This is a genomic window from Rhizobium sp. BK312 (assembly GCF_014193605.1).
Taxonomy (GTDB): Bacteria; Pseudomonadota; Alphaproteobacteria; order Rhizobiales; family Rhizobiaceae; genus Rhizobium.
This window is the reverse complement of record NZ_JACHZP010000002.1, coordinates 559,134-584,434: the sequence shown is the minus strand read 5'-3', so window position 1 is coordinate 584,434 and position 25,301 is coordinate 559,134. Positions and strand designations below refer to the sequence as shown.

19 protein-coding genes, 2 pseudogenes and 1 riboswitch are annotated in these 25,301 nt (G+C 57.4%); of the genes and pseudogenes, 13 read left to right on the top strand and 8 right to left on the bottom strand.

Annotated elements, in window-relative coordinates; translation table 11 throughout:
• The first annotated feature begins 1 nt into the window (after position 1).
• The 9 genes and pseudogenes from FHT85_RS07320 (at position 2) to FHT85_RS07285 (ending at position 13,791) form a co-directional block, all read left to right on the top strand.
• Positions 2 to 946, top strand: a complete 945-nt coding sequence (locus FHT85_RS07320; protein ID WP_162709816.1) for a helix-turn-helix domain-containing protein — start codon at positions 2 to 4, stop codon at positions 944 to 946.
• A 989-nt stretch (positions 947 to 1,935) separates the two neighbouring features.
• Entirely contained in the window at positions 1,936 to 2,943 is a 1,008-nt protein-coding gene (locus FHT85_RS07315) for a helix-turn-helix transcriptional regulator (RefSeq protein WP_246779901.1), read from the top strand.
• A gap of 1,383 nt (positions 2,944 to 4,326) precedes the next feature.
• Positions 4,327 to 5,118, top strand: a complete 792-nt coding sequence (locus FHT85_RS07310) for an EAL domain-containing protein (protein ID WP_112413054.1) — start codon at positions 4,327 to 4,329, stop codon at positions 5,116 to 5,118.
• Between the two features lie 818 nt (positions 5,119 to 5,936).
• Entirely contained in the window at positions 5,937 to 10,145 is a 4,209-nt protein-coding gene (locus tag FHT85_RS07305) for an autotransporter outer membrane beta-barrel domain-containing protein (RefSeq protein ID WP_112413055.1), read from the top strand.
• A 122-nt stretch (positions 10,146 to 10,267) separates the two neighbouring features.
• Positions 10,268 to 10,554 (top strand): annotated as a pseudogene (locus FHT85_RS30975) (hypothetical protein).
• A 123-nt stretch (positions 10,555 to 10,677) separates the two neighbouring features.
• The gene (locus FHT85_RS07300; RefSeq protein ID WP_112413056.1) at positions 10,678 to 10,926 is read left to right on the top strand and encodes a GCG_CRPN prefix-to-repeats domain-containing protein; all 249 of its coding nucleotides are present in this window, start codon (positions 10,678 to 10,680) and stop codon (positions 10,924 to 10,926) included.
• 8 nt (positions 10,927 to 10,934) lie between these two features.
• A pseudogene (locus FHT85_RS07295) lies at positions 10,935 to 11,048 on the top strand (IS5/IS1182 family transposase); the annotation flags it as partial.
• Between the two features lie 598 nt (positions 11,049 to 11,646).
• A complete protein-coding gene (locus FHT85_RS07290; protein ID WP_112413057.1) occupies positions 11,647 to 12,657 on the top strand; it encodes an IS30 family transposase in 1,011 nt (336 codons plus the stop codon).
• 108 nt (positions 12,658 to 12,765) lie between these two features.
• Positions 12,766 to 13,791 carry an IS30 family transposase gene (locus FHT85_RS07285; protein ID WP_112413058.1) on the top strand — a complete coding sequence of 342 codons (1,026 nt, stop codon included), beginning with the start codon at positions 12,766 to 12,768 and terminating at the stop codon, positions 13,789 to 13,791.
• Positions 13,792 to 13,858: 67 nt separating this feature from the next.
• Here the strand turns inward: FHT85_RS07285 and FHT85_RS07280 are convergent, their stop codons facing one another.
• On the bottom strand, positions 13,859 to 15,298 hold the full coding sequence (locus FHT85_RS07280; protein WP_246779900.1) for a tetratricopeptide repeat protein: 1,440 nt from the start codon (positions 15,296 to 15,298) through the stop codon (positions 13,859 to 13,861).
• Positions 15,299 to 15,321: 23 nt separating this feature from the next.
• Between FHT85_RS07280 and FHT85_RS07275 the strand changes: the two genes are divergently transcribed.
• Entirely contained in the window at positions 15,322 to 15,597 is a 276-nt protein-coding gene (locus FHT85_RS07275) for a DUF4242 domain-containing protein (protein WP_112413059.1), read from the top strand.
• Positions 15,598 to 15,794: 197 nt separating this feature from the next.
• A complete protein-coding gene (locus FHT85_RS07270; RefSeq protein WP_162709818.1) occupies positions 15,795 to 16,001 on the top strand; it encodes a hypothetical protein in 207 nt (68 codons plus the stop codon).
• A 357-nt stretch (positions 16,002 to 16,358) separates the two neighbouring features.
• On the opposite strand, the gene ribB is transcribed toward FHT85_RS07270, so the two are convergent.
• From ribB to FHT85_RS07235, 7 genes are all read right to left on the bottom strand, one after another.
• Positions 16,359 to 16,991, bottom strand: coding sequence for a 3,4-dihydroxy-2-butanone-4-phosphate synthase (gene ribB / locus FHT85_RS07265; protein WP_112413060.1), 633 nt, complete (start codon positions 16,989 to 16,991; stop codon positions 16,359 to 16,361).
• Positions 16,992 to 17,100: 109 nt separating this feature from the next.
• Positions 17,101 to 17,242: riboswitch (FMN riboswitch) on the bottom strand.
• 101 nt (positions 17,243 to 17,343) lie between these two features.
• The gene (locus tag FHT85_RS07260) at positions 17,344 to 18,126 is read right to left on the bottom strand and encodes a glucose 1-dehydrogenase (RefSeq protein WP_112413061.1); all 783 of its coding nucleotides are present in this window, start codon (positions 18,124 to 18,126) and stop codon (positions 17,344 to 17,346) included.
• Between the two features lie 59 nt (positions 18,127 to 18,185).
• Entirely contained in the window at positions 18,186 to 18,923 is a 738-nt protein-coding gene (gene tpiA / locus FHT85_RS07255; RefSeq protein ID WP_112413062.1) for a triose-phosphate isomerase, read from the bottom strand.
• 4 nt (positions 18,924 to 18,927) lie between these two features.
• Entirely contained in the window at positions 18,928 to 19,716 is a 789-nt protein-coding gene (locus tag FHT85_RS07250) for an SDR family oxidoreductase (protein ID WP_112413063.1), read from the bottom strand.
• 21 nt (positions 19,717 to 19,737) lie between these two features.
• Positions 19,738 to 21,216: a sugar ABC transporter ATP-binding protein gene (locus FHT85_RS07245; protein ID WP_112413064.1), complete on the bottom strand. Its 1,479-nt coding sequence runs from the start codon at positions 21,214 to 21,216 to the stop codon at positions 19,738 to 19,740.
• A gap of 28 nt (positions 21,217 to 21,244) precedes the next feature.
• The gene (locus FHT85_RS07240) at positions 21,245 to 22,174 is read right to left on the bottom strand and encodes a sugar ABC transporter substrate-binding protein (protein ID WP_112413065.1); all 930 of its coding nucleotides are present in this window, start codon (positions 22,172 to 22,174) and stop codon (positions 21,245 to 21,247) included.
• A gap of 111 nt (positions 22,175 to 22,285) precedes the next feature.
• Positions 22,286 to 23,269, bottom strand: coding sequence for an ABC transporter permease (locus tag FHT85_RS07235; RefSeq protein ID WP_112413066.1), 984 nt, complete (start codon positions 23,267 to 23,269; stop codon positions 22,286 to 22,288).
• 214 nt (positions 23,270 to 23,483) lie between these two features.
• On the opposite strand from FHT85_RS07235, the gene FHT85_RS07230 reads away from it, so the two are divergent.
• Both FHT85_RS07230 and FHT85_RS07225 read left to right on the top strand, forming a co-directional pair.
• Positions 23,484 to 24,293, top strand: a complete 810-nt coding sequence (locus FHT85_RS07230; RefSeq protein WP_112413067.1) for a transketolase — start codon at positions 23,484 to 23,486, stop codon at positions 24,291 to 24,293.
• Positions 24,293 to 25,249, top strand: coding sequence for a transketolase family protein (locus FHT85_RS07225; protein WP_112413068.1), 957 nt, complete (start codon positions 24,293 to 24,295; stop codon positions 25,247 to 25,249). The genes FHT85_RS07230 and FHT85_RS07225 overlap by 1 nt, the downstream gene beginning before the upstream one ends.
• Positions 25,250 to 25,301: the final 52 nt, after the last annotated feature.

The following is a 25,301-nucleotide window of genomic DNA, read 5'->3' as shown; positions in this document are numbered from 1 at the left end:
GTTGTCCAGCAACAAAACAGAACGATTAAATAGAATAGGCGTTGAGGCTTCTCATATAGCGGAGCGTTCTTTCAGCCGACGCAACACAGTACTGGATACCGCCAAAGGGGTCGTCCTCTTGGAAGAGAGTGAGCGATTGGGTTGGCCGACGTTGCATGCGGCCATTGTCGAGAAGGAGCCCATCGAAAGGCAGCATGTGGCGAGCTGCCTTTGGATTGATATGAGCCTTTCAGAAACCGACTGCGAATTTCGCTTCGACGGGCGCAAGGAGAAGCACAAAATGCCTGCGGGCATGATTAGTTTGCTTCCGCCGGGAATGCCTCTTTCGACACGGCTTTCGGTTCCTACTCGAGCTTTGGACGTATCTATTGAGGCAAATCTGCTGGGCGAGGTGGCTGGGGAACTATTTGACTGTTCAGCCGATATCGAGATCATTCCACAATTTGGTGCGATCTGTCCTAGTCTCGCCTCGTTGATGTATGCTGTGAAATGGACATTGCGCGAGCCGGTCTATCATTCCATTCTTAAAATTGAATATCTGACTCGCGCGTTAGCCGCGGATGTGTTGGCTAAGCACGCGGTCGAAAGAAAAAGACCGTTCGTTGCGGATTGTGGAAGCAAGCTCAGCTGTCGGCAATTGCAACGGGTTTTGGAATATATTGAACAGAATTTATCTCGCGATCTCTCGCTGAATGAACTGGCGACGATAGCGGGAGTTAGCAAAACGATCTTTGTTTACCGGTTCAAGAATTCAATGAAGGAGACCCCTCACCGCTATCTTATCCGCGCTCGCGTGCGTCGGGGGCAAGAACTGTTGGTGCGTTCCAAAATGCCCATCGCGGACATCGCTGTCATTTGCGGCTTTGCGGATCACGCACATTTCACGAGTGTCTTCAAGAGAATAATGGGCAACACGCCTTCAGCGTATCGCAAGATTTGCGGCTAATGGTGCCTCTATGCATTGGATACGTCGATGCAACCGATATCGCATCCTTCGCATGCGATCTATTTTCCGGTACACCTGCTGCTGAGTAAAGCATCGAATAATGGCTCCATTGTCGCTGCCTGGCTTTGCTCTCGCGTCACCGCGGACACTATCGAGCATCAAGGAATGCAAACGGCGTCCAATAGCAAGGTCTCTATCTGATGGTCGTCCCCTTGATGCAATTTCGACGAAAGTTCAGCTCCATACGCATTGACAACGATGCAAAGCGCTTTCTTGGGTGAGCGGTGCTTTGCCAAAACGAGACAACTAAACATTCCGGCCGGCGATATCTCTGGATGCCTCAAGGTCAATGCGGTTGAGCACGCGATCGATGCTGCTATCGATGGCAAGAAGCACCAAAGCCCCTAGGGTGGCATCACTATCAGATCCGCGACTGTTGCCTTTCGTTGACAAAGACCGGGAACGTTAGAAACAAGGATCGGCAAATTTCGGTCTGAGAACACTTATGGATCGGTAAGCCACGAGCTTTTGGAATTAACTTGCGGCCTATCCGCATAGCTCTCCGCGGAGCGCGAGGACGTATATGTGGCAGCTTATAACCTGGAAAATGATTGATTTCGATAGCCGCTGATCGATTCTCAAAGAATAGGTCGGGCGTCGTTGCTATTCTTGGACAAGAATGGGTTGTCGGATGATAGTGCATATTTTCCGGTATCATCTGGCAATATCGAGACCATGATTACTTCCGATGGCGCGGGCATTTGATCAATTTCGGACAGCGGTACTCGCGACTTGCCAGACTTGCAGGCCGTAGCTGTCGTCGGCAGTCGAGCGCTCTGCCATAAGGCGTTCGCCTATTTTTGCCTGAGTCAAACGCGACGGTGGCCCATGGGATCGAGGGATGTTGTTAGCGGTTCTAATTTGAGCAGCCATTTCGCGAGGCCTTAGGTCACGGGAAGCTTAAAACAGGGCAACGAATGATCACATCTATGAAGGCTTTTGAGCAATATATTCGTGGCTTTGAAGATTGTTCTTGCCACGCAATGATCCGCGATCTTAGTGCTCTGGAGCCGGAATGGCGATGGGAGACCCCGTCCCAAAGAGCTGGCGGACCTTACGTTTTTTTTAAATTTGATAAGCACCCCCTCCGTTCAATATCCATCGTCAACGCGGAACATTCCCGCGGCATTGTAGGCATTGCGAAGCGCGACGTGACTTGTGTGAATATCATTTTCGTGCTGGCGGGAGAGGTACAAACCTACGATCGGCATAGCCGCGAGATAGTTCGCGTCCCAGTCAATCATGTCGCGACTATCAGCGGCAAGCGGGGAGAAAGATTACAGATCGGCGCCGATAGTTCCTGGCTGCTGCTCCAGATTCCGTCATCGGTGCTGCGGGGATATTTCGAGGAGCTTACCGGTATGCCATATGGGCAGAGATTCATATTGCCTCCTGCTCTCTTTCAGCAACACGATGTAGATGGGCTATATGCGGCGCTTCGGCAGGCGGAGAGGGATCTTAGCACTGCCACGCAGCACGAGAAAACGATGCTCGCGAAAGCCTATGAACAATTGGCCTTGGTCAAGCTTTTCGTGAGGTTGCCACACAATATGGTTGAAGCCTTCAATCATGGCGCGGTAGGAGATATGCCAAGGCAGCTTCTCAGGGCGGAAGCCTTTATGCGCGATAATCTCTATAATAAAATCAATCTGAACGACGTGGCTAAGGCAGCTGGCTGTAGTCGACGAGCACTCCAGCGCATGTTCCACACATATCGGAGAGAGACGCCAACGGCGATTTTGTGTAGCTATCGCCTTGCTGCCGCTCATGGCGCGATCAGGGCCGGCCAAGCGGAAAGCGTAATTGATCTCGCGCTAAGCCTGAATTTCTCCAATCCAGGACGATTTGCCCTTCTTTACAAAAACGCGTATGGCTCCAGCCCTTCGTTTAACCTTCGTTTTAACCGCGAAAGTCGCAACGAGAGCAAAGGAACGTGATATGTCGCCGCGTATGCCGAATATAAGAATAATGCTACTTGAAGCATAGGAGATGTGTGCCCGCGGAACCCGCGCGAATTGGACTCACGCGACATCAAAAACGTATAGGAATAAGCAGTTCGATGCCGGACGTCCGGTTTGACAATGCGTGCTTCGCTACCGACTCCCCCGTTAGATTGTCAATCGCCGCCAGCCCTGCGCAAGGGGCGCTGATCTCAACCTTCGACCGTCATATTAGCGGCGTTAAACGTCTTAGAGGCTCGAGCCGGCTCGTCAGCGGCTTCAACTTGCCAATCGGCTTCGACGAGAGCGTCAGATGTTTGACCTAACTGTTGGGAAGCTCTTTCGCGCGTTTATCTTCAACCTTCAACTCTGAGATAGCAACGCCGTAGGCCGGCGCCTTGTCTATGTTGATGATGGTCGGATCGGCTTCTCCCACTCCTTCGGACCATTGAGGGCCTTGTTCGAAAAGCGTTTTGCAACTCTGGCACCACGCGTCGTGGATAGATGAAAGTCTATCGCCTCGCCGAATTTGTCGACCGCTCTCTCCAAATTGTGGATTGGCCGCGGGCCGTCACCTAGGTTTCATTGCCACACCAGCTCGCCGACTGTGGCCGATGCCAGCGCCGGCACAGCCGCTTTCGATCTCCCGCGCCCTTTTCGACGGCAGTGCGGTTTTTGAAGCAAAGACCTTTCAAAAGCCATCAGAGCCGTAGGGGCTTGCCGGAACTCGCAGCGACGCCAAAGGGACGCGATGCGTCCGCACAGACGGGATACAGGAGGAATCCGACTAAAGCATATTTTGGGGTAAGTGCGGCGTGTAACTTGCGTCCAGTTAGAGGCGGCCGACATCGACAGCGTATGGATTGCAAGAAGGTTATCCATTGACCGCTGCCAGGTGAGGTTTCCCTGTCGTTCCGACTTCGCAGCCCAGCCAGCAAATGATGATTATGCGGCAAAAAATGGTCGATTTTAAAAGAGGAACACCGATTTCAAAAGCATGGACGGAGGATCTATGTCACCTAGAAGGCTCGATGTGGGCAAGACCATCCTGCTGTCAGCTTCTGAACTTGAGCGGTTTCGCCCGTTACGTCAATTAACACGCGTCGCGGAAACGCAGAGGACGGGAGTTATTTTCGCGCCGCTTGGTTGCGCGTCAGTTAATGGGCAGGACTATCCATAGGTCATGCCACATTGGCAAAGCGGTCAGTTTGAAATGGTCGCGCAGGTTTTCATGCGCGGCGGGCGGCAAGGCGAGGAATAACAAAACCACAGACCGAACCAGCTAGACAATATGCCACCGAGGTTCCCACAATCATTGCTGGCTCCAGCGTCATTGAATCTATCGGCGAATAATGTCTGTGATATGGAAAGTATCTTTAGATGCTATATATCGAGAATAACAGCATTGATGATACAGTGTTCAACGCTATACAAAGCGGATTTGTCGGTTTTTCGCTGCAGGAAATTTGCGATATTAGCAATTCAAACGCTATATTGTACCACGAATGTTTAGCCAAGCTAAAGATGCCGGACGGGAAAGTAAGGGTAGCCGGAGATTTCATACCGGCCCTTGAGGCGTCCGGCATGATTGCAGCGTTCGACAGGCATATGCTGGAACTGGCTTTTGATTGGCTCTCGGAAAACCCCGCTGGATCGATAGGCTGTAATATTTCTCCCCGCAGCTTCTGGGAATGCGAAACCTGGAGTCGATTATACGAAGTAATCGTCCGACATTACTCCCTGGCGCCACGTATGATTCTTGAGATAACGGAGAGCCTGCCGATTGGGACAATTGACGAGACTGCGGCGAGGCTGGAATCCCTCAGGTCACTGGGCTGTCAAATCGCCATCGACGACTTCGGGACCGGCTACTCCACCGTGGAGGCTCTCGTGTCCATTCCAGTGGATATTGTCAAGATCGACGCCATGTTCGTCAAGCCACGGCAACCAGCGATGGATGAGCGGATCTTGGAATGTATGGTCACCTTGGCATCGTGCGTGGCGCCGACAGTCGTCGTTGAAGGTATTGAAACCCTCGCCGAACTCAACGCGGCAAGATCCGCCGGCGCGTCGCATGTGCAGGGCTATCTTTTCTGCAATCCCACTTTGAAGCCGGCGCATTGGGGCCTTCCCCGCTCATATGGGCATGGCACCAGTATATGGACCATATGACATATATGGTGAAATCACCACTGAGAGCAATTCCCTGCTTCGAGCCGCACGGTGCCGTTTTAGAGCCGCAGCCCGCCATCACCGCTTCTTCAAAGAACACGATCTGGAACAAGACCCATTCGTATGGCAAGCCAACCCCTTATGACATCATCGCAGTGGTTAAACGAGAAAACCGACTACTGAGATCAATGTGTGGGCCGCCTACATCCCATCGATTGAAGCCTTTTCTGAACATTGAGGATTACGCCAAAAGGTTCTCGGCGAAAGCGGGAGATTAGGTATCGCACCGACACGATCGGTCGGCGAGTGCTTAAGAACAACGCCGACAACGGCGCCGCCGCCCACATATTCAGTTTGGAAAGTTGAATTCCGATCATCGCAATCATCCGCTGCGCCGACCTTTAAAAAGCAGGCGTCGTGGTTCCACGAGCGCACGCTTTCACCGAGAGCTCGCCGCCAGAATATAGGAGCGACGCGTTCATCGCCCAGGAGAAGATTCGTGCCGAGATAGTACTGAAAGAAACTCTTGATGACGCGAACTGAAACTATTGCACCGCGGGTAAATTTCGCCCGCCCTCGCAGTTCGCATCGGGCCGAGCCGACGAACGACATGGAAGTCGCTGGGCGAGGAAGGATTGGGCGTCGTGCCTTCATCCTGCCAGCCGTTTATCGACTGAGGCTTGGACCCTTCTGAAACAAAATTCGGTGGAACAGCGTAGCGCTTTGGTCGCGCATGTTCGCCGTCCGCGCCCCTGGATTGCAACAATGCAAATATACAATCTCAAGGATTCCGCGGCTTACGTAATGAGGAAGGCTTAATGCGCAGAAAAGATTACCTTATTTCATCGAGTTCCGCGATCGCTATCGCTATCTTAATTCCCTCAGCAGCATCGCTGATCCCTTCCGACGCGCAGGCCGCTTGCACGACGAACGGCTCCAGAACGACATGCGATACCGCTGCTCCCAATCCCTGGACAAGCCGGGTCGGAACTGGACGAAATTATAACAACGCGACGGTAGAAGTCTCTCCCGGTTCAACGATCGGCGTCGGCAACACGAACGCGATCAGCGTCGGTGACGGCGCGACGATCAATGTGCGAAGCGGGGCAACCGTTACGAACAGCACGACGACGAATGGCAACGGATTGTTTGGAACAGGTCCGAACACGATCGAATTGGGTAGCAACGGCAAAATCCTGGTCGAAGCTGGAGGTCGCGTCGTTGAAACAGGGACCAGCCGAACCGCGGAGGCGATCAACCTCCATGGTTTTGGTAACAGCCTGACGAATTATGGTCTGATACAGGGAAAGAGCAGTGCCGCCATCTGGTTTCAAGATCAAGTGACCGGCACTAAGAATACCATCGACAATTACGGAATCATCGAGAAGCTGGGCGGCGGCAGCGTTATCGGCACAAGCGGCGGCGCTGGCATCAACTTCATCAATCGCACCAACGCCCGCGTCATCGGGGATCTCAGTTTCGCAGGCGGCAACGATAATCTGACCTTTGAGCCGGGTTCGCTTGTTACAGGCAAGATCAATGGAGGCAGCGGTACCAACAGCCTTTTCCTGCAAGGCACATCAGGTTCCAGCGACACGCTTGCGGGAGCGATCAGCAACTTTACGACCTTGACCAAGGATGGCCAAGGGCTTTGGACGGTCTCAGGCAGTTTGTCCGGATTCACGACCGTAACTGTAAGAGACGGCACACTGGCCTTAACCGGCGACAACGTCAACTATACTGGCAATGTCATCGTACAGGCGAACGGTACTCTTGCGGCCCGGGCCCAGAGCCTTCCGACCAGGACAAATCCGGCCAACAACCTCAATAACGTCCAAAACGATGGCCTCGTCCGTTTCGTGCAGCCAGATAATGGCGAGTATAATGGCCAGATTGTCGGCCGCGGAGCTGTCGAGAAGACTGGCGCGGGCGTACTCACGCTCAATCCTTATGCGATCGCCGGCAACACTTATTCGGGCGGGACTACGATCGGTGGTGGCACGATTGCGATCAGCGCCGACAACGCGCTTGGCAGCGCCAACGGCGGCCTAACCTTCAGCGGCGGTGCGCTACGCTTCGACAGATCGTTCGATCTGACACAAACCCGCGCCATAACTTTGGATGCCGGTGGCGGCACTCTCGACACCAACGGCAATACCACCACGGTCAGCCAAGCCATTACAGGCGCCGGAGGCTTGACGAAAACCGGGACCGGCGTTCTCAATCTCGAGGGCGCCAATAGCTACGCGGGGCAAACGACGGTCACTAACGGCGGGCTCTACGTCAATGGCGATCAATTTGCCGCAACTGGCGCAACGACAGTTCAGAATGGCGGCACGATTGGCGGTGTCGGAGTGATAGGCGGCGACGTGACTATTCAGGACGGCGCAATTCTCGCGCCCGGCCGCGCTGGAACCGCGCCCGGTACGTTAACAATCAACGGCGATCTTAACCTAAGCGACGGTTCTAGTCTCGACTATAGCTTTGGTCAGGCTAATGTGGTCGGCGGTCCGCTGAACGACCATACGATCGTCAAGGGTAATCTTGTTCTCGACGGTACGATCAATGTCGCGACGCCGCTAGGTGGTTCGTTCGACCCCGGTATTTATCGCGTTATCAGCTATGATGGCAGTCTGACCAACAACGGACTTGATATCGGGACAATTCCGGCCACGGGCTATTATGTTCAGACCTCCGTGGACAAGCAGGTCAATCTCATCAATACGAGTGGGCTGAACCTTAACTTCTGGGACGTCGGGCCACAGTTCAATGGCCAGGTCAATGGCGGCACTGGTGTTTGGCAAAGCTCTGCGTCCGGCAGCGCAAACACCAACTGGACAGAGCAGACCGGCGCTCTGAACGCGCCTTACCAGGACGGTGCCTTCGCTATCTTCATGGCCACCGCGGGCACGGTGACGGTTGACGACAGACTTGGCGCGGTCAAGGCGTCCGGTATGCAGTTTGCCAGCAACGGATATGTTGTTCAGGGTGATGTGATTACTCTCGTCGGCTCACCCTCCTCTATCATTCGTGTGGGCGACGGCACAACCGAGGGGGCGGCTTTTACAGCAACGATCGACTCCGAACTAACCGGCAATTCGAAGCTCGTCAAAACCGATCTGGGGACTTTGATACTCAATGGCGACAATACCTATACGGGTGGCACAGGCGTCAATGGCGGCACGCTCCAGATTTCCAATAATCGCAATCTTGGCGATGCGGCTGGCGGCATATCGTTCAATGGCGGCACTTTGCGCACGACCGATAGTTTCACCATTGATCGCGCCACGGAACTGCAGGACCTTGGCGGCACATTGGAAACGGTGGCTGGAACGACCCTCAACTATACGGGCGTCTTCCGCGGCGCGGGCAGTCTGACCAAGACGGGGGCAGGCACGACCCTGCTCAATGCACAAAACAACTACTCCGGTTCAACCTTTGTAAAGGCTGGAACGCTGGCCGCGGGCGGAGAAAATGATCTCAGCGCCTCGTCCGACGTCAACGTCTACCAGAGCGGCACGCTGGCTCTCAACGATTTCAACCAATCTGTGAAGTCGCTCACGAATGGCGGTGTCATCGATTTTGGACAGAAGGCCGGCACCACGCTCACCACCATTGGAAACTACATCGGCGATGGCGGTATGTTGGCCGTCACCACAGTTCTCGGCGGCGATAATTCGGTGACCGACAAACTGGCCATCAATGGCGACACGTCCGGGAACAGCGTTTTGAAGGTTACGAACGCCGGAGGCACCGGCGCACAGACGATGGAAGGCATCAAGATCGTCGATGTTGCGGGCGCATCAGGCGGTAACTTCACGCTACTTGGCGATTATATCTTTCATGGAGATCAGGCGGTCGTGGGGGGCGCCTATGCCTATCGGCTTTATAAGAACGGTGTCACCACGCCGACGGACGGCGACTGGTATTTGCGCTCGTCGCTGGTCGATCCAACCGCCGCAGCCAATCCAGGAGACGCGGCAAATCCAGGTGGGGCAGCCGATCCGGGCGGCACGGCAAATCCACTCGATAAGACCGACCCGGGCGCTTCGAAACCACTCTATCAGCCCGGCGTGCCTATCTATGAAGCCTATGCACAGACTCTGCTTGGCTTGAACGGCCTGCCCACGCTGCGGCAGCGCGTTGGGGATCGCTCGTGGGCTCCCAGCGGCAGCGGCGCGACCACGGGCGATGGCGTCTGGGCACGCATCGATACCGGCCGGACCAACATCGATGCCGGAACCTCGACCAGCGGGACGAGTTACGACTATTCGACGTGGCAGTTCCAGGCCGGCGTCGATGGGGAAGTCTTCGAGAACGACTCAGGATCGCTTATCGCCGGGGTTACCGGCCGTTATGGCACGAACGCCGCCGATATCTTCTCGATCTACGGCGACGGCAAGGTCCACACTGCGGGCTACGGCTTTGGCGGCACTCTGACCTGGTACGACGTCAGCGGTCTCTACGTCGATGGGCAGGCGCAGGCGACATGGTATGATAGCGATCTTTCCTCGAGCAGCGTCAACCGCAGCCTTACAAAGGGTAATGACGGCTTCGGCTACGCCTTCGGCCTGGAGATGGGTAAGCGCATCGATATTGCGCCCGCGTGGTCCCTGACTCCGCAGGCGCAGCTTGTTTACTCGCGGGTGACATTCGACGGCTTTACCGACCCCTTCGCCGCAGGCGTCTCGCTAAACGACGGAGAAAGTTTGAAGGCACGCCTCGGTCTCTCGATCGACTATTGTGACAGTTGGCGCGACGCGAGCGGCCAGCCGGCAAGCGTCAACGTCTATGGTATTACCAATCTCTACAACGAGTTCCTCAGCGGGACAAAGGCCACCGTCTCCGATGCCGCCTTTGCCAACGCCCAGGACCGACTCTGGGGTGGCCTCGGGGTCGGCGGCAGCTACGACTGGGGCAATGGCAAATACTCCCTCTATGGCGAAGGCTCGATTAATACAAGCCTTGCCAACATCGGTGACAACTATGCTTACAAGGGAACAGTCGGATTCCGTATGAGGTGGTGACGGGCATCGTAAGTTAGCTGCCGAGAGTAAGAGCAAGATGGGGCGGCAAACCCAATTTTCTCGCAAGTGCACCAACGGATTTGCTGATCTGTTTCGTTCAAGCATTGACGGTACAACGATCAATTTTTTCAAAAGGAGAAGTACACACGAAAAAACTCACTTTACTCGCCTTAGCGGCCGCAACTTGCTTTGTTGCTACCTCACCAGCTGAAGCCCGCGACGGATGCAGTCGCGGCTTTCATCGCCCCCTCCCTATCGTTGTCGCCCGAACGGCCCGAATTATAGGCCCGTTTTTGTCGTGCCGGTCGGTCCAGCAGTTGGCATCTTCTATCCCGACCGTGGCTTCTGGGACGGACGCCGTTATTGGGTACATCGTGAGCGGTGGCATGATGGCTGGCGCTATCGCTGAGATTAAATATTTGACCCGGTCACCGGGTACTCTTGATCGATTGGCGGACATTGCGCCATTCGGTTGGTAAAAGCGGACCGCCGAGGTTTCTCGGCAAACTTCGGAAGAAAGGATGATATCTCAATGAAATTACTTGCTGCTTCTGCTTCTGCCTTTGCTTTGGCTATGAGCCTTGCAACGATCACCACCTCGCAGGCAATGCCGATCGCTCCGCTCAATCAGACCCAGGCAGCCTCGGGCGAGGTGATCCGCGTTGCCGACGGCTGTGGCCGCGGCTTTCATCGTGGTCCCTATGGCTACTGCCGTCCCCTCTACAGCTGCCCGCGAGGTTGGCACCCTGGTCCTTACGGCCGCCGCTGCTTCCGCAATTAGCATTATGGCTGGACGAGAAGCATGGAGCCAAGTCCCGTCGGCGATGGCGAAACCTGCATCTGGCGCTGGATGACAACGGCGAGTTCATCGCTCACCTCATGGCCGACCAGGGTGCCGGCGACACGTTGCTCGGAATCGAGATCACGATTGATGACGAGGGCCTGCGAATCCCAGAGAACGAAGTCGTGTATGTATTCGAACCGCTCTATCGACTGGAAAGCTCACGGAATCGGGAAACCGGGGAATGGGACTGGGGCTCGCGATCGCGCTGTCGATCATTGGAGCTCACAGGGGGCGGCTCACGCTATCAAATCGAGCGGAAGGCGGGCTTCGAGCGTTGGTATGCTTCCCCAAGACGCAAGATTGGCGCGGCCCACAAAAGACCGAGAAATAACGCTTGCGGTGTGCCATTTGCTGACGGTCCGGACGGCCGCCGGACTGAAGCCGGGTCGCTTCCCGGTGGCCGTCGGAGACTGGAAGGTTATGGGTTGTCGTCAGATCCAAGGCCGGGTTAGGGTTCCATCCGCGTTGGACTCTAGGGCTTATCCTGTCTCGCGTGGTAGCATGGCAGGATAGAGCGCGAAGAGTACAAGATCGACAATGTGGTACCGCTGCCGCTCCGAGTGGCGCGTCACGATCTGCGCCGCGCCTCGTTGGGTTCAAGGATGAAGTGCGACTTGCGAATGATACCAATGGGTTATCAGTCGCAAGGAAAACGCGCTGAGACGCACCTACTCGCAGATTGGATTGGACGAACGCCGTAAGATTGCTCGCTGGAGAACGGCTGGCCTCAGCATCGAGGTCATCGCCGAGAAGCTTGGACGACATCGTTCGACGATCTTTCGCGAAGTCAGACGCAACATGTTCGTCGACAAGCAGATACCTGATCTCAGCGGCTACTATTGCGTGACGGCGCATGAGATGGCTTGCGAACGTCGTGCGAAGCTGCGGAAGCTCGCGCGCTTCTCTGATGTCCGTCAATCCGTGATCGACCGGATCGTACACGGTTGGTCACCACAGCAGATCGCCGGCCGCATGCGCCTGGAACGCCATCCGATCTCCGTGAGCCACGAGACGATCTATAAGTTCGCATATTCGGCTGACGGGCACGCTATCAAGCTGTGGCGGCATCTGCCGGAGCACCGTGCGCGACGTCGGCCACGACATGCCAGACGCAAGCACGGTCAACGGTTTAGCCCGGAACTGAACATCCTGCGTCGTCCAGACGTCGTTGCCGATCGCAAGCAGTTCGGCCATTGGGAATGCGACCTGATCCAGTTCCGCAAGAAGTTCGGAAAGGCCAACGTGACATCGCTTGTCGAGCGGGTTAGCCGCTTCGCGATCTTTCTGCGCAACAATGATCGGCAGTCCCGACCCGTGATGGATGGCCTTATCCAAGCCCTGCAGTCCCTGCCCCATCTCGCCCGCCGTTCAATAACCTTCGACCGCGGGACGGAATTCACCGACTGGCCGTACCTCCAGGCCAGCATCGGCACGCACACTTGGTTCTGCGATCCACAATCACCCTGGCAGAAAGGCACGGTCGAAAACACCAACGGTCGGGTACGGAAATGGCTTTCGAGAGAGGTCGATCCACTGTCGGTCACAGACGCAGATCTGATCGAGATCTGCAACCACCTCAACGCAACGCCGCGCAAATGCCTGGGCTATCGAACGCCCGCCGAAGTCTTCCGCAAAAAGCTGCTCGCTCAAATGCGGAATGCGGGATAGCTTGAGACGGCCCGCAAGTCGCGGTTCAGCATGAACTCACACGGGTACATTCTATTTTCAAGTGCGACATGCCAGTGATTTCAATGGTTTCGCTTTGGAGATTTTGGCATGTCCCGATGCTATCAGCAATTGACCCTCGCCGATCGGCGCCGCCTTCATCATCTGGTCGAGCGCAAGGTTCCGATCAATGAGATGGCGCGTCTGCTCGGCCGTCACCGCTCGACCATCTATCGTGAGATCCGACGCAATACCTTTCGAGGTCACGAGCTTCCCGAATACAGTGGCTACTTCTCGACAGTTGCTGATGACATCGCCAAAGAGCGGCGCCGGCGCTTGAGAAAGCTCCGGCGCCATCCGCATCTGCGTCGTATGGTGATTGAGAGATTGAAAGCATACTGGTCACCGGAACAGATCGCTGGCCGTCTGCTGGCCGACAGCGTCAGCCTGGTTCGCATCTGCGCCGAGACCATCTACCGCTTCATCTACGGCAAGGAAGACTACGGGCTTGGCCTCTATCGATACCTGCCGGAGGCGCGCCGCAAACGCCGCCCGCGTGGATCGCGGAAGCCGCGAAATAGCGTATTTCCGGCCAGTCATCGGATATCACAACGACCCGATTTTATTGATGATCGGACGCAGTTTGGCCACTGGGAGGGCGACCTATTGATCTTCGAGCGAGACCTCGGCCATGCCAACCTCACCTCACTGGTCGAGCGCAAAAGCCGCTACACGGTGATGATCAAGAACCAAAGCCGGCACTCGCGTCCGATCGTGGATAAGATCATCGAGACATTCTCTCCTTTGCCAGGCTTCGCACGCCAGAGCTTCACCTTTGACCGCGGCACGGAGTTTGCCGGCTTCAGGGCTCTGGAAGATGGCATCGGCGCACGCAGCTGGTTCTGCGACCCCAGTGCACCCTGGCAGAAAGGTGCGGTCGAAAACGCCAACAAGTGCATTCGCCGCTTCATGCCAGGCGACACTGACCTGGCCGAAGTACCGCAATCAGCGCTGGTTCAACTCGCTCACCATCTGAACGACCTACCGATAAAGTGCCTGGGCTATAAGACACCGACCGAAGTGTTCATGGCATTTGCAAGAGGGAGGCTGATCCCCTACCCTCAAGATTGGCCATGATGCACTTGGATTAGGTTCTCCAAAAGCGTCGTTCGGCAGTTGACGGTCTGGATGACTGATTAAAAGATCACCCTACGATAATTTCGGCCGCCTTCCGGGCGTATCGGTCGGCTTGTTCGCTTTCCCCCATCGCTGCGAGCAAGAGAGAAAGATTCCGATACGTTTGAGGGTCAGCAGGACGCATTCTTATTACTGTTAGATAATGCGAGCGCGCATCCGAAAATGAGCCTTTCTCGTGAAGAAGCACCGCGAGATTATTGTGAGCTTCCGCGTATTCCGGTGCCGACCTTATGGCTGCACGATAGTGTGCCTCCGCCTCCTCTAGGTCTCGTCCTTCGAGCAGTATGGCGTAGTTATAGTGAGCTTCGGCGTAATTCGGCCTAGCCTGCAACGCCTGTATGTAGTGCGACTCAGCCTCGTCCGCATTGCCCAGGCTTTCGAGGAAGACCCCGAAATTGTTGTGCGCTTCGGCAAAACCAGGCCGGAGCCGCAGTGACTCTCGAAAGTGATGTTCTGCCTCATACCGATCACCCCTGGCGTCGAACAGACCGGCCAAACGCAGAAGGGCGTCCACATATTCGGGCCGCCACTTAAGAGCCTCCCGGTAATGCAATGCGGCCTCCTCAGGCCGAGCAGTTTCTTCGAGGAGGATCGCCAGGTTGTAATGAGCTTCTGGATATTGAGGCCAAGGGCGAACGGCATCTCTGTAGTGTTCTTCGCCCGCCACGAGGTCACCACCGCGTTTTAAGATGACGCCAAGGTTGTTGTGCGCTTCCGGATAGTCCGGTCGAAGCTCCAATGCTTTCTCGCAGCAATGCAGTTCTTCTGCTAGCGCCCTATCATCGGTACCGACGATCCCTGCCCCTTTCAAAAACCAATCCTCGGCCGTCATCTGCTCAACGGATCTGGCGGCAAGCGCAGTTTGATCGACAGACACGATGCGGTAGAGATGACGTCGCGGCAGATAGTCGCCCTTCAGCTCAAAGACCTTTACCTCGTGGAAGAGGTAGACCGGTAGGTCGATGAGATCCAGAACTGTCTGCGTGACGAAAAGCGTATCTGGGTCGGCACAGGATTCCACTCGCTTGGCGATGTTCAAGGCTCGGCCGATCCAGGCGTCGTCGTCGTGCATTCGAGAACACTCACCGAAGTGACAACCGACCCGGATTGGGAGGTCGTGAGCCGGGTCCGACATCAAGTGACGCCGTCGTTGTTTCCAGTATGCAATCAGCTTCAACGAGAAATGCACGGCGACATCAGCAGATTCGAATAGATAAAGATGCCCATCACCTGTAAAGTTCTCATGCCGCCGACCGTATTGGCTCGCAAGCGTCTGAGACAGGTATCGATATTCGGCGATTGTAGTTGTGATGGAATCGCGCGAAACCCTGTTCCAGACCGCTGAGTGTCGGACAAGATCTGTAAACACGGCGGCAAAGTAGATGTCCATTCGCAACTGCCGAAGTTTCAGGCGATCGGGCAGCAGGTTAAACGCATCCGCTGTCATCGCTCAACCAAAGGACAACCATCATGCCACAGTACATGGTCGAAAGACACCTGCCCGGCATCACTGCTGATCAACTGGGCGCTGCGGCCTCCCGCGCGAAGAACGTCACGGCGGAGATGACGAGCCATGGCAAACCCGTTCGCTATCTTCGGTCAACATTCGTTCCGTCCGAGGAACGATCTTTCTGCCTGTTTGACGCCGCATCGGAGCAAGATGTGAGGGAGGCAAACGAACGCGCGGAACTCCCGTTGATTCGGATTACCGAAGTGAAGCACATCTCTGCCGACGACGTAATTTAGCACCGCAGAATAAGAGCAAGAAACCAAACGGCTTCCGGAATATTCTTCCAGCTATGCCCGACCGCTCACCGTGCTTGTGGGGTCACTACCAACTGTGAAGTTTTCGCTGCTCCAGAAAGTCGTGAACGTCCGCGGCCGTTGAATAGCTGGTGTCTTCGGCCTCGTGCTACCTGTGCCGCGAACCCGGAGAATCCCGAATGCCTCACGACCCCTCGTCACCGGTTCCCGATGACGCCAAGACCGCTATCATTCTCGCCCATGAAGCGGGCGCAGCGACCGACACAAAATGGATGGACACCTTATGGTCCGCGATCGCCCGCGCCTTGCTGACGGTCTCGGGCTTGCCGGGACGACAGCACATACTTCGGCCGAATCGGGCCGGTAAGGCTCGAGTAACTGCCTGAGCTGGCCGGCGCGCAGTTCCTCCCCACCATCACGCATGTCTCGAGCGCAATGCCAAGCTGCCAACGATTTAAAAGTCTCCTTTCTTCGACGGCCGAGATGCACGGAGGCGTTGCTATCCGTGCACTGGGTCGAGCGACATGCTGCCGCCATCGGTCGCGATCGCCACGCCCCTATCACTACCCGGACTTTAATACCAACATCGGCTACGCGTTGTGCCTCTCGGGCCGGCTGCGCCAGGTCGAGCTAATTAAGCCGTTCACGATCGCATTATTAGCACTGCGCTTAAGCGCATACGAGGCAGAGCGCACCGGATTGCCGTAGCGCTGCGTTGCCACCGCCGGCGACTGTTTGAGACTTTACGCTGCCCTGATCTTCGTCTCTGCATCGCGGTCACGGTAAGCGATCAGATCCTCAATGGTGATAAGATGGAGGCCATGCCGCTCGGCGAACACTTCAAGGTCGGGAAGGCGCGCCATGGTGCCATCGTCTTTCGCGACCTCGCAGATGACTCCGGACGCGGAAAGGCCAGCAAGCCGGGCAAGATCGACAGCAGCCTCAGTGTGCCCCGGCCTTCCGAGTACACCTTCGGGATGAGCGCGCAACGGGAAGATATGGCCGGGTCGGGCGAAGTCCTCAGGACGCGCATCCTTCGTCACCAAGGCGCGGACGGTCGCAGCGCGGTCGGCCGCCGAGATGCCCGTTGTCGTCTCCGGGATATAGTCGACCGAAACGGTGAAGGCGGTCTTCAGCATCTCGGTGTTGTTAGGCACCATCAAGGGAATGTCGAGTTCGTCCAGCCGCTCGCCTTCCATCGGCACGCAGATCAGACCGCGCGCGTGGTTCATCATGAACGCTATGGCCTCCGGCGTGATCAATTCCGATGCGACGAGCAGATCCCCTTCATTTTCTCTGTCGCGGTCATCGACCACAACCACGATGTCACCACGGCCGATCGCGGCGATCGCATCTTCAATTCGGGAAATTGCCATTTCAATGCCTTTCAAGGGTTAACCGCTTTACCGGCCGCATGACCAATGACGGCCACAAATATCCCTTGGGCGAACAGGCGTAGGAACGTCGCAACCCGCGACGCCCGCTGCATGCTCTCTTCCATCCGGACTATACCGTCGGCCCCGGCCTCTCACCGGATCTGCTGACCTTCCATTCGCGGAAGCGCTCGCGGGCTCCGGGTTTCCCCGATACCGCCGGTGGGGAATTGCACCCCGCCCTGAGAACAAATCTAACATAAGGGACCGGACCTCATCTTTGCAAGAGGGCCACGCCACCTTCCAACTTCCGAACCTTGCGATGCGATCGAACACACCGTTCTGGAATATTGAATTACGACATGATCAGTCCGCCGTCGACGTTAATGGTCTGGCCGGTAATATAGGCAGCATCGTCGCTCGCAAGGAAGGTCACGAGACCGGCCACGTCTTCGCCGGAGCCTGCGCGCTTCATCGGAATGCCTTCGACCCATTCTTTCATCAGTTCGCCGGGGCCATAGTTGCCGAGCAGCTTGCCCCAAGCCTGGTCGTTATAGGCCCACATGTCGGTTTCGATGATGCCTGGGCAGAAAGCGTTTACAGTGATTTTCTGCGTGGCAACTTCCTTGGCGAGGCTCTGGGTGATGCCGACGACGCCCATTTTTGAAGCGGCATAGTGCGGCGTATAGATGAAGCCGTCGCGAGCCTGTCCGGACGCTGTATTGATGATGCGGCCACCGCGGCCATGCTTGCGCATCCGGGCGATCGCTTCCTGGGCGCAGAGAAATACGCCCTTCGTGTTGACGGCCATTACCTTGTCCCACTCCCCTTCGGTCATGTCCTCGATCTTGGCGATGGTGATGACACCGGCGTTCTGGATGGAAACGTCTACTGTGCCAAAGGCCTGTTCCGCTGCGTCGTAGAGCGCGATGACGCTTGACTTGTCGGTAACGTCGCCGACGAAGGAGATCGCCTTGCCGCCGTCTGCCTTGATCTGCTCGGCAACTGCATGAACGCTGTCTTCGTTGGCAGAGACAACGAGGTTCGCGTCCTCGCGGGCAAAGCGTTTGGCAATCGCGGCACCGATGCCACGACTTGCGCCGGTTATGACCACCGTCTTGTTTTCGAAGCGTTGCATTCTTTTTTCCTTCCAGGACGTGGCTGTACGCGCTCCTCAACCGGAGTGCCCGCTCAAATTCACGTGGCTGCCAGAACAATCTCGGCGAAGTCCGATGCATTCAACGAGGCGCCGCCGACCAGAGCGCCGCCCACATTGCGCAATCCGAAAATCGCCGCAGCATTGACACCTTTGACGGAGCCGCCATAGAGGATCCTAACGGCACCGCCATCGTGTCCGAAACGCTGCTCGAGCCCCTTGCGAATGGTGGCATGGACCTCTTCGATCTGTTCATGCGTCGGCACCAGACCGGTCCCGATCGCCCAGACGGGTTCGTAGGCGATGACGAGGTTGCGGCTGTCGGTTTCACCCGGGACGGACCCCGCCAGTTGCTCGTTTACCACTTCGATTGCCCGCCCTTCGTCGCGCTCGTGGCGCGTCTCGCCGATGCAGACGATGGTCGTCAGACCAGCGCGATGGGCGGCTCTTACCTTTGCAAGCACAATCTCGTCATCCTCGCCGTGAGAGACACGACGCTCGGAATGCCCGAGGATAATGTAGCGCGCGCCGCTGTCGGCGAGCATTTCAGCAGAAACATCGCCAGTGAAGGCTCCGTTCGCCTGCGCGTGGCAATCCTGCGCTCCGACCGAAAGGTGCGAGCCAACGGCCTGCCGAACAGCGCGGTCAATCAGCGTAAAGGGCGGGCAGACGACGATATCGCAGGCCGCGCTACCCGTTAGCCCCTTCAGCGCCTCGATCTCTGCCAGGGAGGAAACGAGACCGTTCATTTTCCAGTTGCCTGCAATCAGCTTTCGCATGGCATCACCAGCAGCAGAAGCCGCCGTCGACGAGCAGGTCGACGCCCGTCACGAAGCTTGCGGCCTCGGACAACAAGAAGACTGCCGGACCGACCATTTCATTGACGGATGCCATGCGCTGCATCGGAGTCTGCTCTTCGAAGAGCTTCGTCTGATGAATCATTTCAGGCCGCGTATTCATCGGTGTTGCCGTATAGCCGGGCGATATGGTGTTGACGCGGATGCCGCGGTCGACCCACTCCATGGCAAACGACTTCGACAGGTGGATCACACCTGCCTTGGACGCATTGTAATGCGCCTGGCTGAGCCCCCGGTTGACGATGACGCCGGACATGGAGGCGATGTTGACGATCGAGCCGCGGCCATTCTTCAGCATGGCGCGCGCTTCTGCCTGGCAAGACAGGAAGATGCCCTTCAGGTTGACGTCCATCAACGCCTGATATTGGTCTTCTTCCATTTCCTCGGCCGGGTTTGCGTTGGCGATGCCCGCCGCGTTCACAGCCAGCGAAAGAGGACCAAGCTCAGCTTCGGTTCGGGCCACCGCATTGGCGAGCGATCCCTTGTTCGTGACGTCGGCGGCAATTTCGATCGAGCGACGGCCGGCAGCCCTGATGTGGCCTGCGGTTGTCGCTAAGCCGTCATCGCTGCGACGATCGAGAAGTGCGACGTCGGCGCCGCATTGCGCAAGGCCGATGGCGATACGTTGGCCGATACCGCTGCCGGCGCCGGTAACGATAGCCACCTGGCCGCTGAGATCGAATAGTTTCGGTGCATTGAGAGTGACGTCCGACACCGCTCTTCCTTTCTGTCTTGTTTAGATTGTCGCCAGTTCCATGACGGAGACGTCATTGGCCTCGTCCCGGTTCAAAATGCCCGCTTGTTTGCCCTGCGCCAGAACGAGGATGCGGTTCGAAACGCCGAGGATCTCCTCGAGGTCCGAGCTGACGACGATGACCGCAACGCCCTGTTTAGCGAGGTTGACGATGATGTCGTAGATACCGGCGCGAGCGCCGACGTCGATGCCGCGTGTCGGCTCGTCCAGTACGACAACCTTGGGATCGCGCATCAGCCACTTGGCGATGACGACCTTCTGCTGGTTGCCGCCGGACAGATCCGAGGCAAACTGCTCGGCGCGACCCTTGACGCCAAACTTGGCGACCGCCTTATCGGCGAAGGCACGCTTGACTGCGGACGTAATCCACCGCCCGCCCAGCTTGTCGAGATTGGCGTAGATGATGTTTTCGCCGATCCTGTGCGAAACGACGAGGCCTTGTTCCTTGCGGTCTTCGGGGACCATGACGATGCCGCGGGCAATCGCGTCTGCAGGACCGCGCAGCTTCAGGGCTTCGCCCTCCAGCCTGATCGTGCCGGAACTGACGGGATCGGCACCCGATATCGCCCGCACGAGCTCGGTGCGTCCGGCGCCGACGAGACCGGCGATGCCAAGGATCTCACCCGCATGAACGTCGAAGCTGACGTCACGGAAGGACTTTTCCGGCGACGATAGGCCGGAAACCTGAAGCACCGGCCGGTCAGTCGGTACTGGAAGTGTTGGGAATAAACGATCGAGAGAGCGCCCAACCATGCTTTCGACGATCGTACGCACCTGCGTCGAGCTGTCGGCAAATTCGTGAACCCGCTCGCCGTCACGCAAAACAACGATACGGTCGGTGATCTTCTTGATCTCTTCCATGCGGTGCGAAATGTAGATGATGCCGACGCCCTCGGCGCGAAGCTTGCGCACCTGCTCAAAGAGAGCTTCCGTCTCGGCCCCGCCAAGGGCCGCTGTCGGCTCATCGAGGATCAGCAGCTTCGCGTTCAGCGCGAGAGCCTTGGCGATCTCGATGAGCTGCTGGTTGGCGGTCGACAGGCCCGCGACCTTGCGCGTCGCCGGAATGTGCAGGTTGAGCCGGGCGAGCTGTTCCTGAGCACGGCGAACCATCTCCTTGCGATCGACCACGCCATTCTTCATCGGCCAGCGGCCGATGAAGACGTTCTCGGCGATCGAAAGATGCGGCAGAAGCTGGAGTTCCTGGTGGATCAGCACCAAACCCTTGTCGATCGCCTCGCGTGGGGTGGCCGGGGCATAGGGCTGCCCCAGCCAGGTCATCGTGCCCTCGGAGGGTGTCCGCGATCCGGCAATGATGCCCGATAGCGTCGATTTGCCGGCGCCGTTTTCTCCGAGAAGCGCAACCACTTCGCCGGGATATACGTCCAGGTCCACGTTTTTGAGAACCTGAAGCACTCCGTAGCGCTTGGATATGCCCCTGAGGGAAAGAACCGGCTCGGTCACGACACTACCTCCTCTGGATATCGACTGATCACGGATGGTTGGCGATGAAGCCAGCCACGTTTTCCTTGGTCGTCAGGGTCGCGTCGAGAAGCTGTACCGGCGGTACCTTTTCGCCGGCAACGAGCTTAACGGCATTTGCGACCGCATCGCGGCCCATCTTCTGCGTCTGCTGCGTAGCCGTCACGTCGAACACGCCCTTGCTCAGCGCTTCGAGCGCCGCGGTGTCGCCGTCAAACCCGCCGACGACGATTTTCTGGGAGGGATTGCCGACCTTGATCGCCTGGGCGGCGCCGAGCGCCAGAGCGTCGGCCTGTGCGAAGACGATGGAGATGTCCGGATTGGCCTGTAGCATGTTCTGCATGATCTGGAAGCCTTCGTCCTGGAACCAGTTGTTGGAATACTGTTCGGCGACGACCTTCACGTCCGGATTGGCCTTCAGTGAATCCGCGCATCCCTTCGAGCGGTCGAGCTCGGGCGTCGTGCCCTTCTGGCCATGGATGATGACCATCTTGCCCTTGCCGCCAGCTTCCTTGAGGATGTAGTCGCAAACGGCCTTCGCGGATGCAACCGAGTCCGTTGCAAGGAAGGTGTCGCCCGGCGCGCCGTCAGCGTTGCGGTCCACGTTGACAACCGGGATGCCTGCCTGCTTGGCGAGCTTCACCGGGACGGTTGCGGCTGCCGCACCTGCCGGAATGTAGATGAGGGCGTCAATCTTCTGCGTCAGAAGGTCCTGTACCTGGTTGATCTGTGTCGGGCCATCGCCCTTCGCATCGACCGTTACAACCTGAATGCCGCGCGCCTTGGCTTCGGCCTCGACGGCTTGCTTGATCTGATTGAAGAAGTTTGCCTGCAGGTTGGCGACGGCGAGACCGATCTTCTTGGCTTCCTTGGCCTGAACCGAGCCGAGCGAGACGGCCAGAACGGCGGCCGAGGTCAAAAGAATACGCGCAAGTTTCATTTTCTTTCCTCCATTTTGATGAACCCCTGGGTACCTCCCCATCGGGTCGTAGTCCGCTCCAACCTTTCGGAGAGGAATATGCTTGGCCCGCACGGCTCCCGGGCCGAAATCTCAAGCAGCCCGACGTCTGCGAATTGTCTCTGCGCCGACCGCCAGAACGATGACGATGCCGATGACGACCTGTTGCAGGAATGGGGAGACGTTGAGCAGGTTCAGGCCGTTGCGAAGGACACCGATGATGAGAACGCCAATCAGCGTGCCGCCAATGCCGCCGGTGCCGCCCGAGAGCGACGTCCCGCCAATGACCACAGCAGCGATCGTGTCCAGTTCATAGCCGAAACCGCTGGACGGCTGCGCGGAGTCGAGGCGAGCCGCAAGGACGATGCCAGCGATGCCAGCCAGGATCGCGCTCAGTACATAGACGAGAATCGTGACGATCTGCACGTTTATGCCGGCAAGGCGCGCAACCTCGGGATTGCCGCCCACGGCATAAAGCATGCGGCCTTCCGACCGGAAATGCAGAAACAGCCAAGCGATGAGCGCAACGGCGAGCATCAGAAAGACAGTTGCCGTCAACACACCGAAATGGCGGTCGATCGCCAGCATCATGAACCAGTCTGGAAAGCCGACGATCTGCTGCCCGTCGGTGATCATGTTGGCAACACCGCGCGCCGCCGACATCATCGCAAGTGTCGCGATAAATGCGGGCACCCGGAAGAGCGTGATGACCAGACCGACGATGAGCCCGCTGGTCGCCGAGGCCAGCAATCCAAGTGCGATACCGGCGCCGAGCGGCAGGCCGGCGGTATTGGCCGTCCAGCCCATCACCATCATCGAAAGCGCAAGAACCGACCCGACCGACAGGTCGATCCCGCCGATCAGGATCACGAAGGTCATGCCGACGGCCATGATGCCGAGCACGGTGATCTGGTCGAGAATGTTCAAGCCATTGCGCAGCGACAGGAATGCGTCGGTGGTGAATGTCAGGAACAGGCAAAGAAGAAAAAGGCCGACAAGCGGCCCCGTGGCTCCAGTGAGCTTGCTGCGCCATGTCCCAGACGAATGAGCCCGGTCTTGGATATCTACCGCCACCATCGTTCCTCCTGCAATTGCGACGTTACCGTGATATTCGTTCATATAAGAATAAATATTCATGCATGGTGGAAAATTCGTAACAACTTGACGAAAGCCTGTCAACTGCCGTTATCAAGCCGCATCAATTATTGAAACGCCGCAATGGGGCTTGACTAAACCGATCGCTGTGCAAAAATATCAATATATGAATAATTATGCACTGTGAGGGAATGTCATGGAGATTACCGACCTTGAGCGCATTGCTCGACAGATCCGTTTGCGCGACCTACAGGCCGTCTACGAAGCCGGCGCCGGTCATATCGGCGGAGAAATGTCGGTGATCGATCTTCTGGCAGCACTCTATTTTCGAGTGCTGCGGGTTTGGCCGGATAATCCGAAGAACCCCGATCGCGATCGCTTCGTCCTTTCCAAGGGTCATACGGCCTGCGCGCTCTATGTCGTGCTGGCAAAGCGCGGCTTCATCCCCGAAGAGGAAATCTCGTCCTTCCTCAAGCCGCATTCGCGGCTGAACGGCCACCCCAACTGCAACAAGGTTCCCGGCGTCGAGACCAATACGGGGCCGCTCGGACACGGGCTGCCTGTCGCTGTCGGGATGGCCAAAGCCGCAAAGCTTTCAGGTGCGCGCTACCACACCTATGTCATCACCGGCGACGGCGAGATGCAGGAAGGTTCGAACTGGGAAGCGATCATGGCGGCCGCCCAGTTCGGCCTCGACAATCTCACGCTTGTCGTCGATCACAATCGTTTCCAGCAGGGCGCGTCCCTCTCCGACACGAACGATATCGCCCCTCTACGCCCAAAGCTCGAGGCTTTCGGCTGGGACGTCACCGAGATCGATGGCAACTCTATGGCTGAAGTCGTTCCCGCGCTCGAGCGCCACGGATCGCGCCCGCATTGCATCGTCGCCCACACGAACAAGGGGCACGGCATCTCGTTCATGCAGGACACAGTCGACTGGCACCACAAGGTTCCGAGCAAGGAACAATATGAAATCGCATTGGCAGAACTGTCGGAGGCAATTTGATGAACGCGCCCTTAAACACACCGAAGCTTCACGACTGCCGCGATGCCTTCGCCGCGACGCTTGAACGCCTGGCGGCCGAAAACGAAACGATCGTCGCCGTCTGCAACGACTCCGTCGGCTCCTCCAAGCTTGGTGGTTTTAAGTCCAAGTTTCCCGAACGCCTCGTCAACGTCGGCATCGCGGAGCAGAACATGGTCGGCGTTGGCGCCGGCCTCGCAAACGGCGGGCGGCTGCCCTACGTCTGCGGTGCCTCGCCATTTCTGACCGGCCGCTCGCTGGAACAGATCAAGGCCGACATTTCCTACTCCAATGCCAACGTCAAGCTCGTCGGAATCTCCTCGGGCATGGCTTACGGCGAACTCGGGCCGACCCATCATTCGATCGAGGATTTCGCCTGGACCCGCGTGCTGCCGAACCTTCCGGTGATCGCCCCCTGCGATCGCATCGAGACGGCTGCCGCCGTCGAATGGGCCGCAGGCTACAACGGTCCCTGTTTCCTGCGCCTGTCACGGGTCGGCGTTCCGGATCTGCTGCCCGAAGGTCACAAGTTCGAAGTCGGCAAGGCGAACCTTCTGCGCGAAGGCTCCGATGTCACGCTGATTGCCAACGGGACGCTGACCCACCGGATGATGAAGGCCGCCGAGATCCTGGCCGAGCGCGGATTCCAGGCTCGCGTCCTGAACATGGCAACTGTCCGCCCGATCGACGAGGCGGCAATCATCGCTGCAGCCAACGAGACGGGCGCAATCGTGACGGCCGAAGAGCATTCGATCTTCGGCGGTCTCGGCTCGGCCGTAGCCGAAGTCGTCGTCGACAATGCACCCGTGCCGATGAAGCGCCTCGGCGTTCCCGGTATCTACGCCCCGACGGGCTCGGCCGAATTCCTCCTCGACGAATTCGGCATGGCGCCCATAGCAATTGCCGATGCCGCAGGCGCGCTGCTCAAGCGCAAATAATCTGGTAGCAGATTGTATAAGCCGGGGCGCGCATCCGCCCCGGCCCTATATG

What these genes read in the sequence shown, in the direction of transcription:
- FHT85_RS07315 (WP_246779901.1), top strand. Translation starts at nt 1,936, where the DNA reads ATGAAGGCTTTTGAGCAATATATTCGTGGCTTTGAAGATTGTTCTTGC.
- FHT85_RS07310 (WP_112413054.1), top strand. Translation starts at nt 4,327, where the DNA reads ATGCTATATATCGAGAATAACAGCATTGATGATACAGTGTTCAACGCT.
- FHT85_RS07305 (WP_112413055.1), top strand. Translation starts at nt 5,937, where the DNA reads ATGCGCAGAAAAGATTACCTTATTTCATCGAGTTCCGCGATCGCTATC.
- FHT85_RS07300 (WP_112413056.1), top strand. Translation starts at nt 10,678, where the DNA reads ATGAAATTACTTGCTGCTTCTGCTTCTGCCTTTGCTTTGGCTATGAGC.
- FHT85_RS07285 (WP_112413058.1), top strand. Translation starts at nt 12,766, where the DNA reads ATGTCCCGATGCTATCAGCAATTGACCCTCGCCGATCGGCGCCGCCTT.
- FHT85_RS07280 (WP_246779900.1), bottom strand. Translation starts at nt 15,298, where the DNA reads ATGACAGCGGATGCGTTTAACCTGCTGCCCGATCGCCTGAAACTTCGG.
- FHT85_RS07275 (WP_112413059.1), top strand. Translation starts at nt 15,322, where the DNA reads ATGCCACAGTACATGGTCGAAAGACACCTGCCCGGCATCACTGCTGAT.
- FHT85_RS07270 (WP_162709818.1), top strand. Translation starts at nt 15,795, where the DNA reads ATGCCTCACGACCCCTCGTCACCGGTTCCCGATGACGCCAAGACCGCT.
- ribB (WP_112413060.1), bottom strand. Translation starts at nt 16,991, where the DNA reads ATGGCAATTTCCCGAATTGAAGATGCGATCGCCGCGATCGGCCGTGGT.
- FHT85_RS07260 (WP_112413061.1), bottom strand. Translation starts at nt 18,126, where the DNA reads ATGCAACGCTTCGAAAACAAGACGGTGGTCATAACCGGCGCAAGTCGT.
- tpiA (WP_112413062.1), bottom strand. Translation starts at nt 18,923, where the DNA reads ATGCGAAAGCTGATTGCAGGCAACTGGAAAATGAACGGTCTCGTTTCC.
- FHT85_RS07240 (WP_112413065.1), bottom strand. Translation starts at nt 22,174, where the DNA reads ATGAAACTTGCGCGTATTCTTTTGACCTCGGCCGCCGTTCTGGCCGTC.
- FHT85_RS07235 (WP_112413066.1), bottom strand. Translation starts at nt 23,269, where the DNA reads ATGGTGGCGGTAGATATCCAAGACCGGGCTCATTCGTCTGGGACATGG.
- FHT85_RS07230 (WP_112413067.1), top strand. Translation starts at nt 23,484, where the DNA reads ATGGAGATTACCGACCTTGAGCGCATTGCTCGACAGATCCGTTTGCGC.
- FHT85_RS07225 (WP_112413068.1), top strand. Translation starts at nt 24,293, where the DNA reads ATGAACGCGCCCTTAAACACACCGAAGCTTCACGACTGCCGCGATGCC.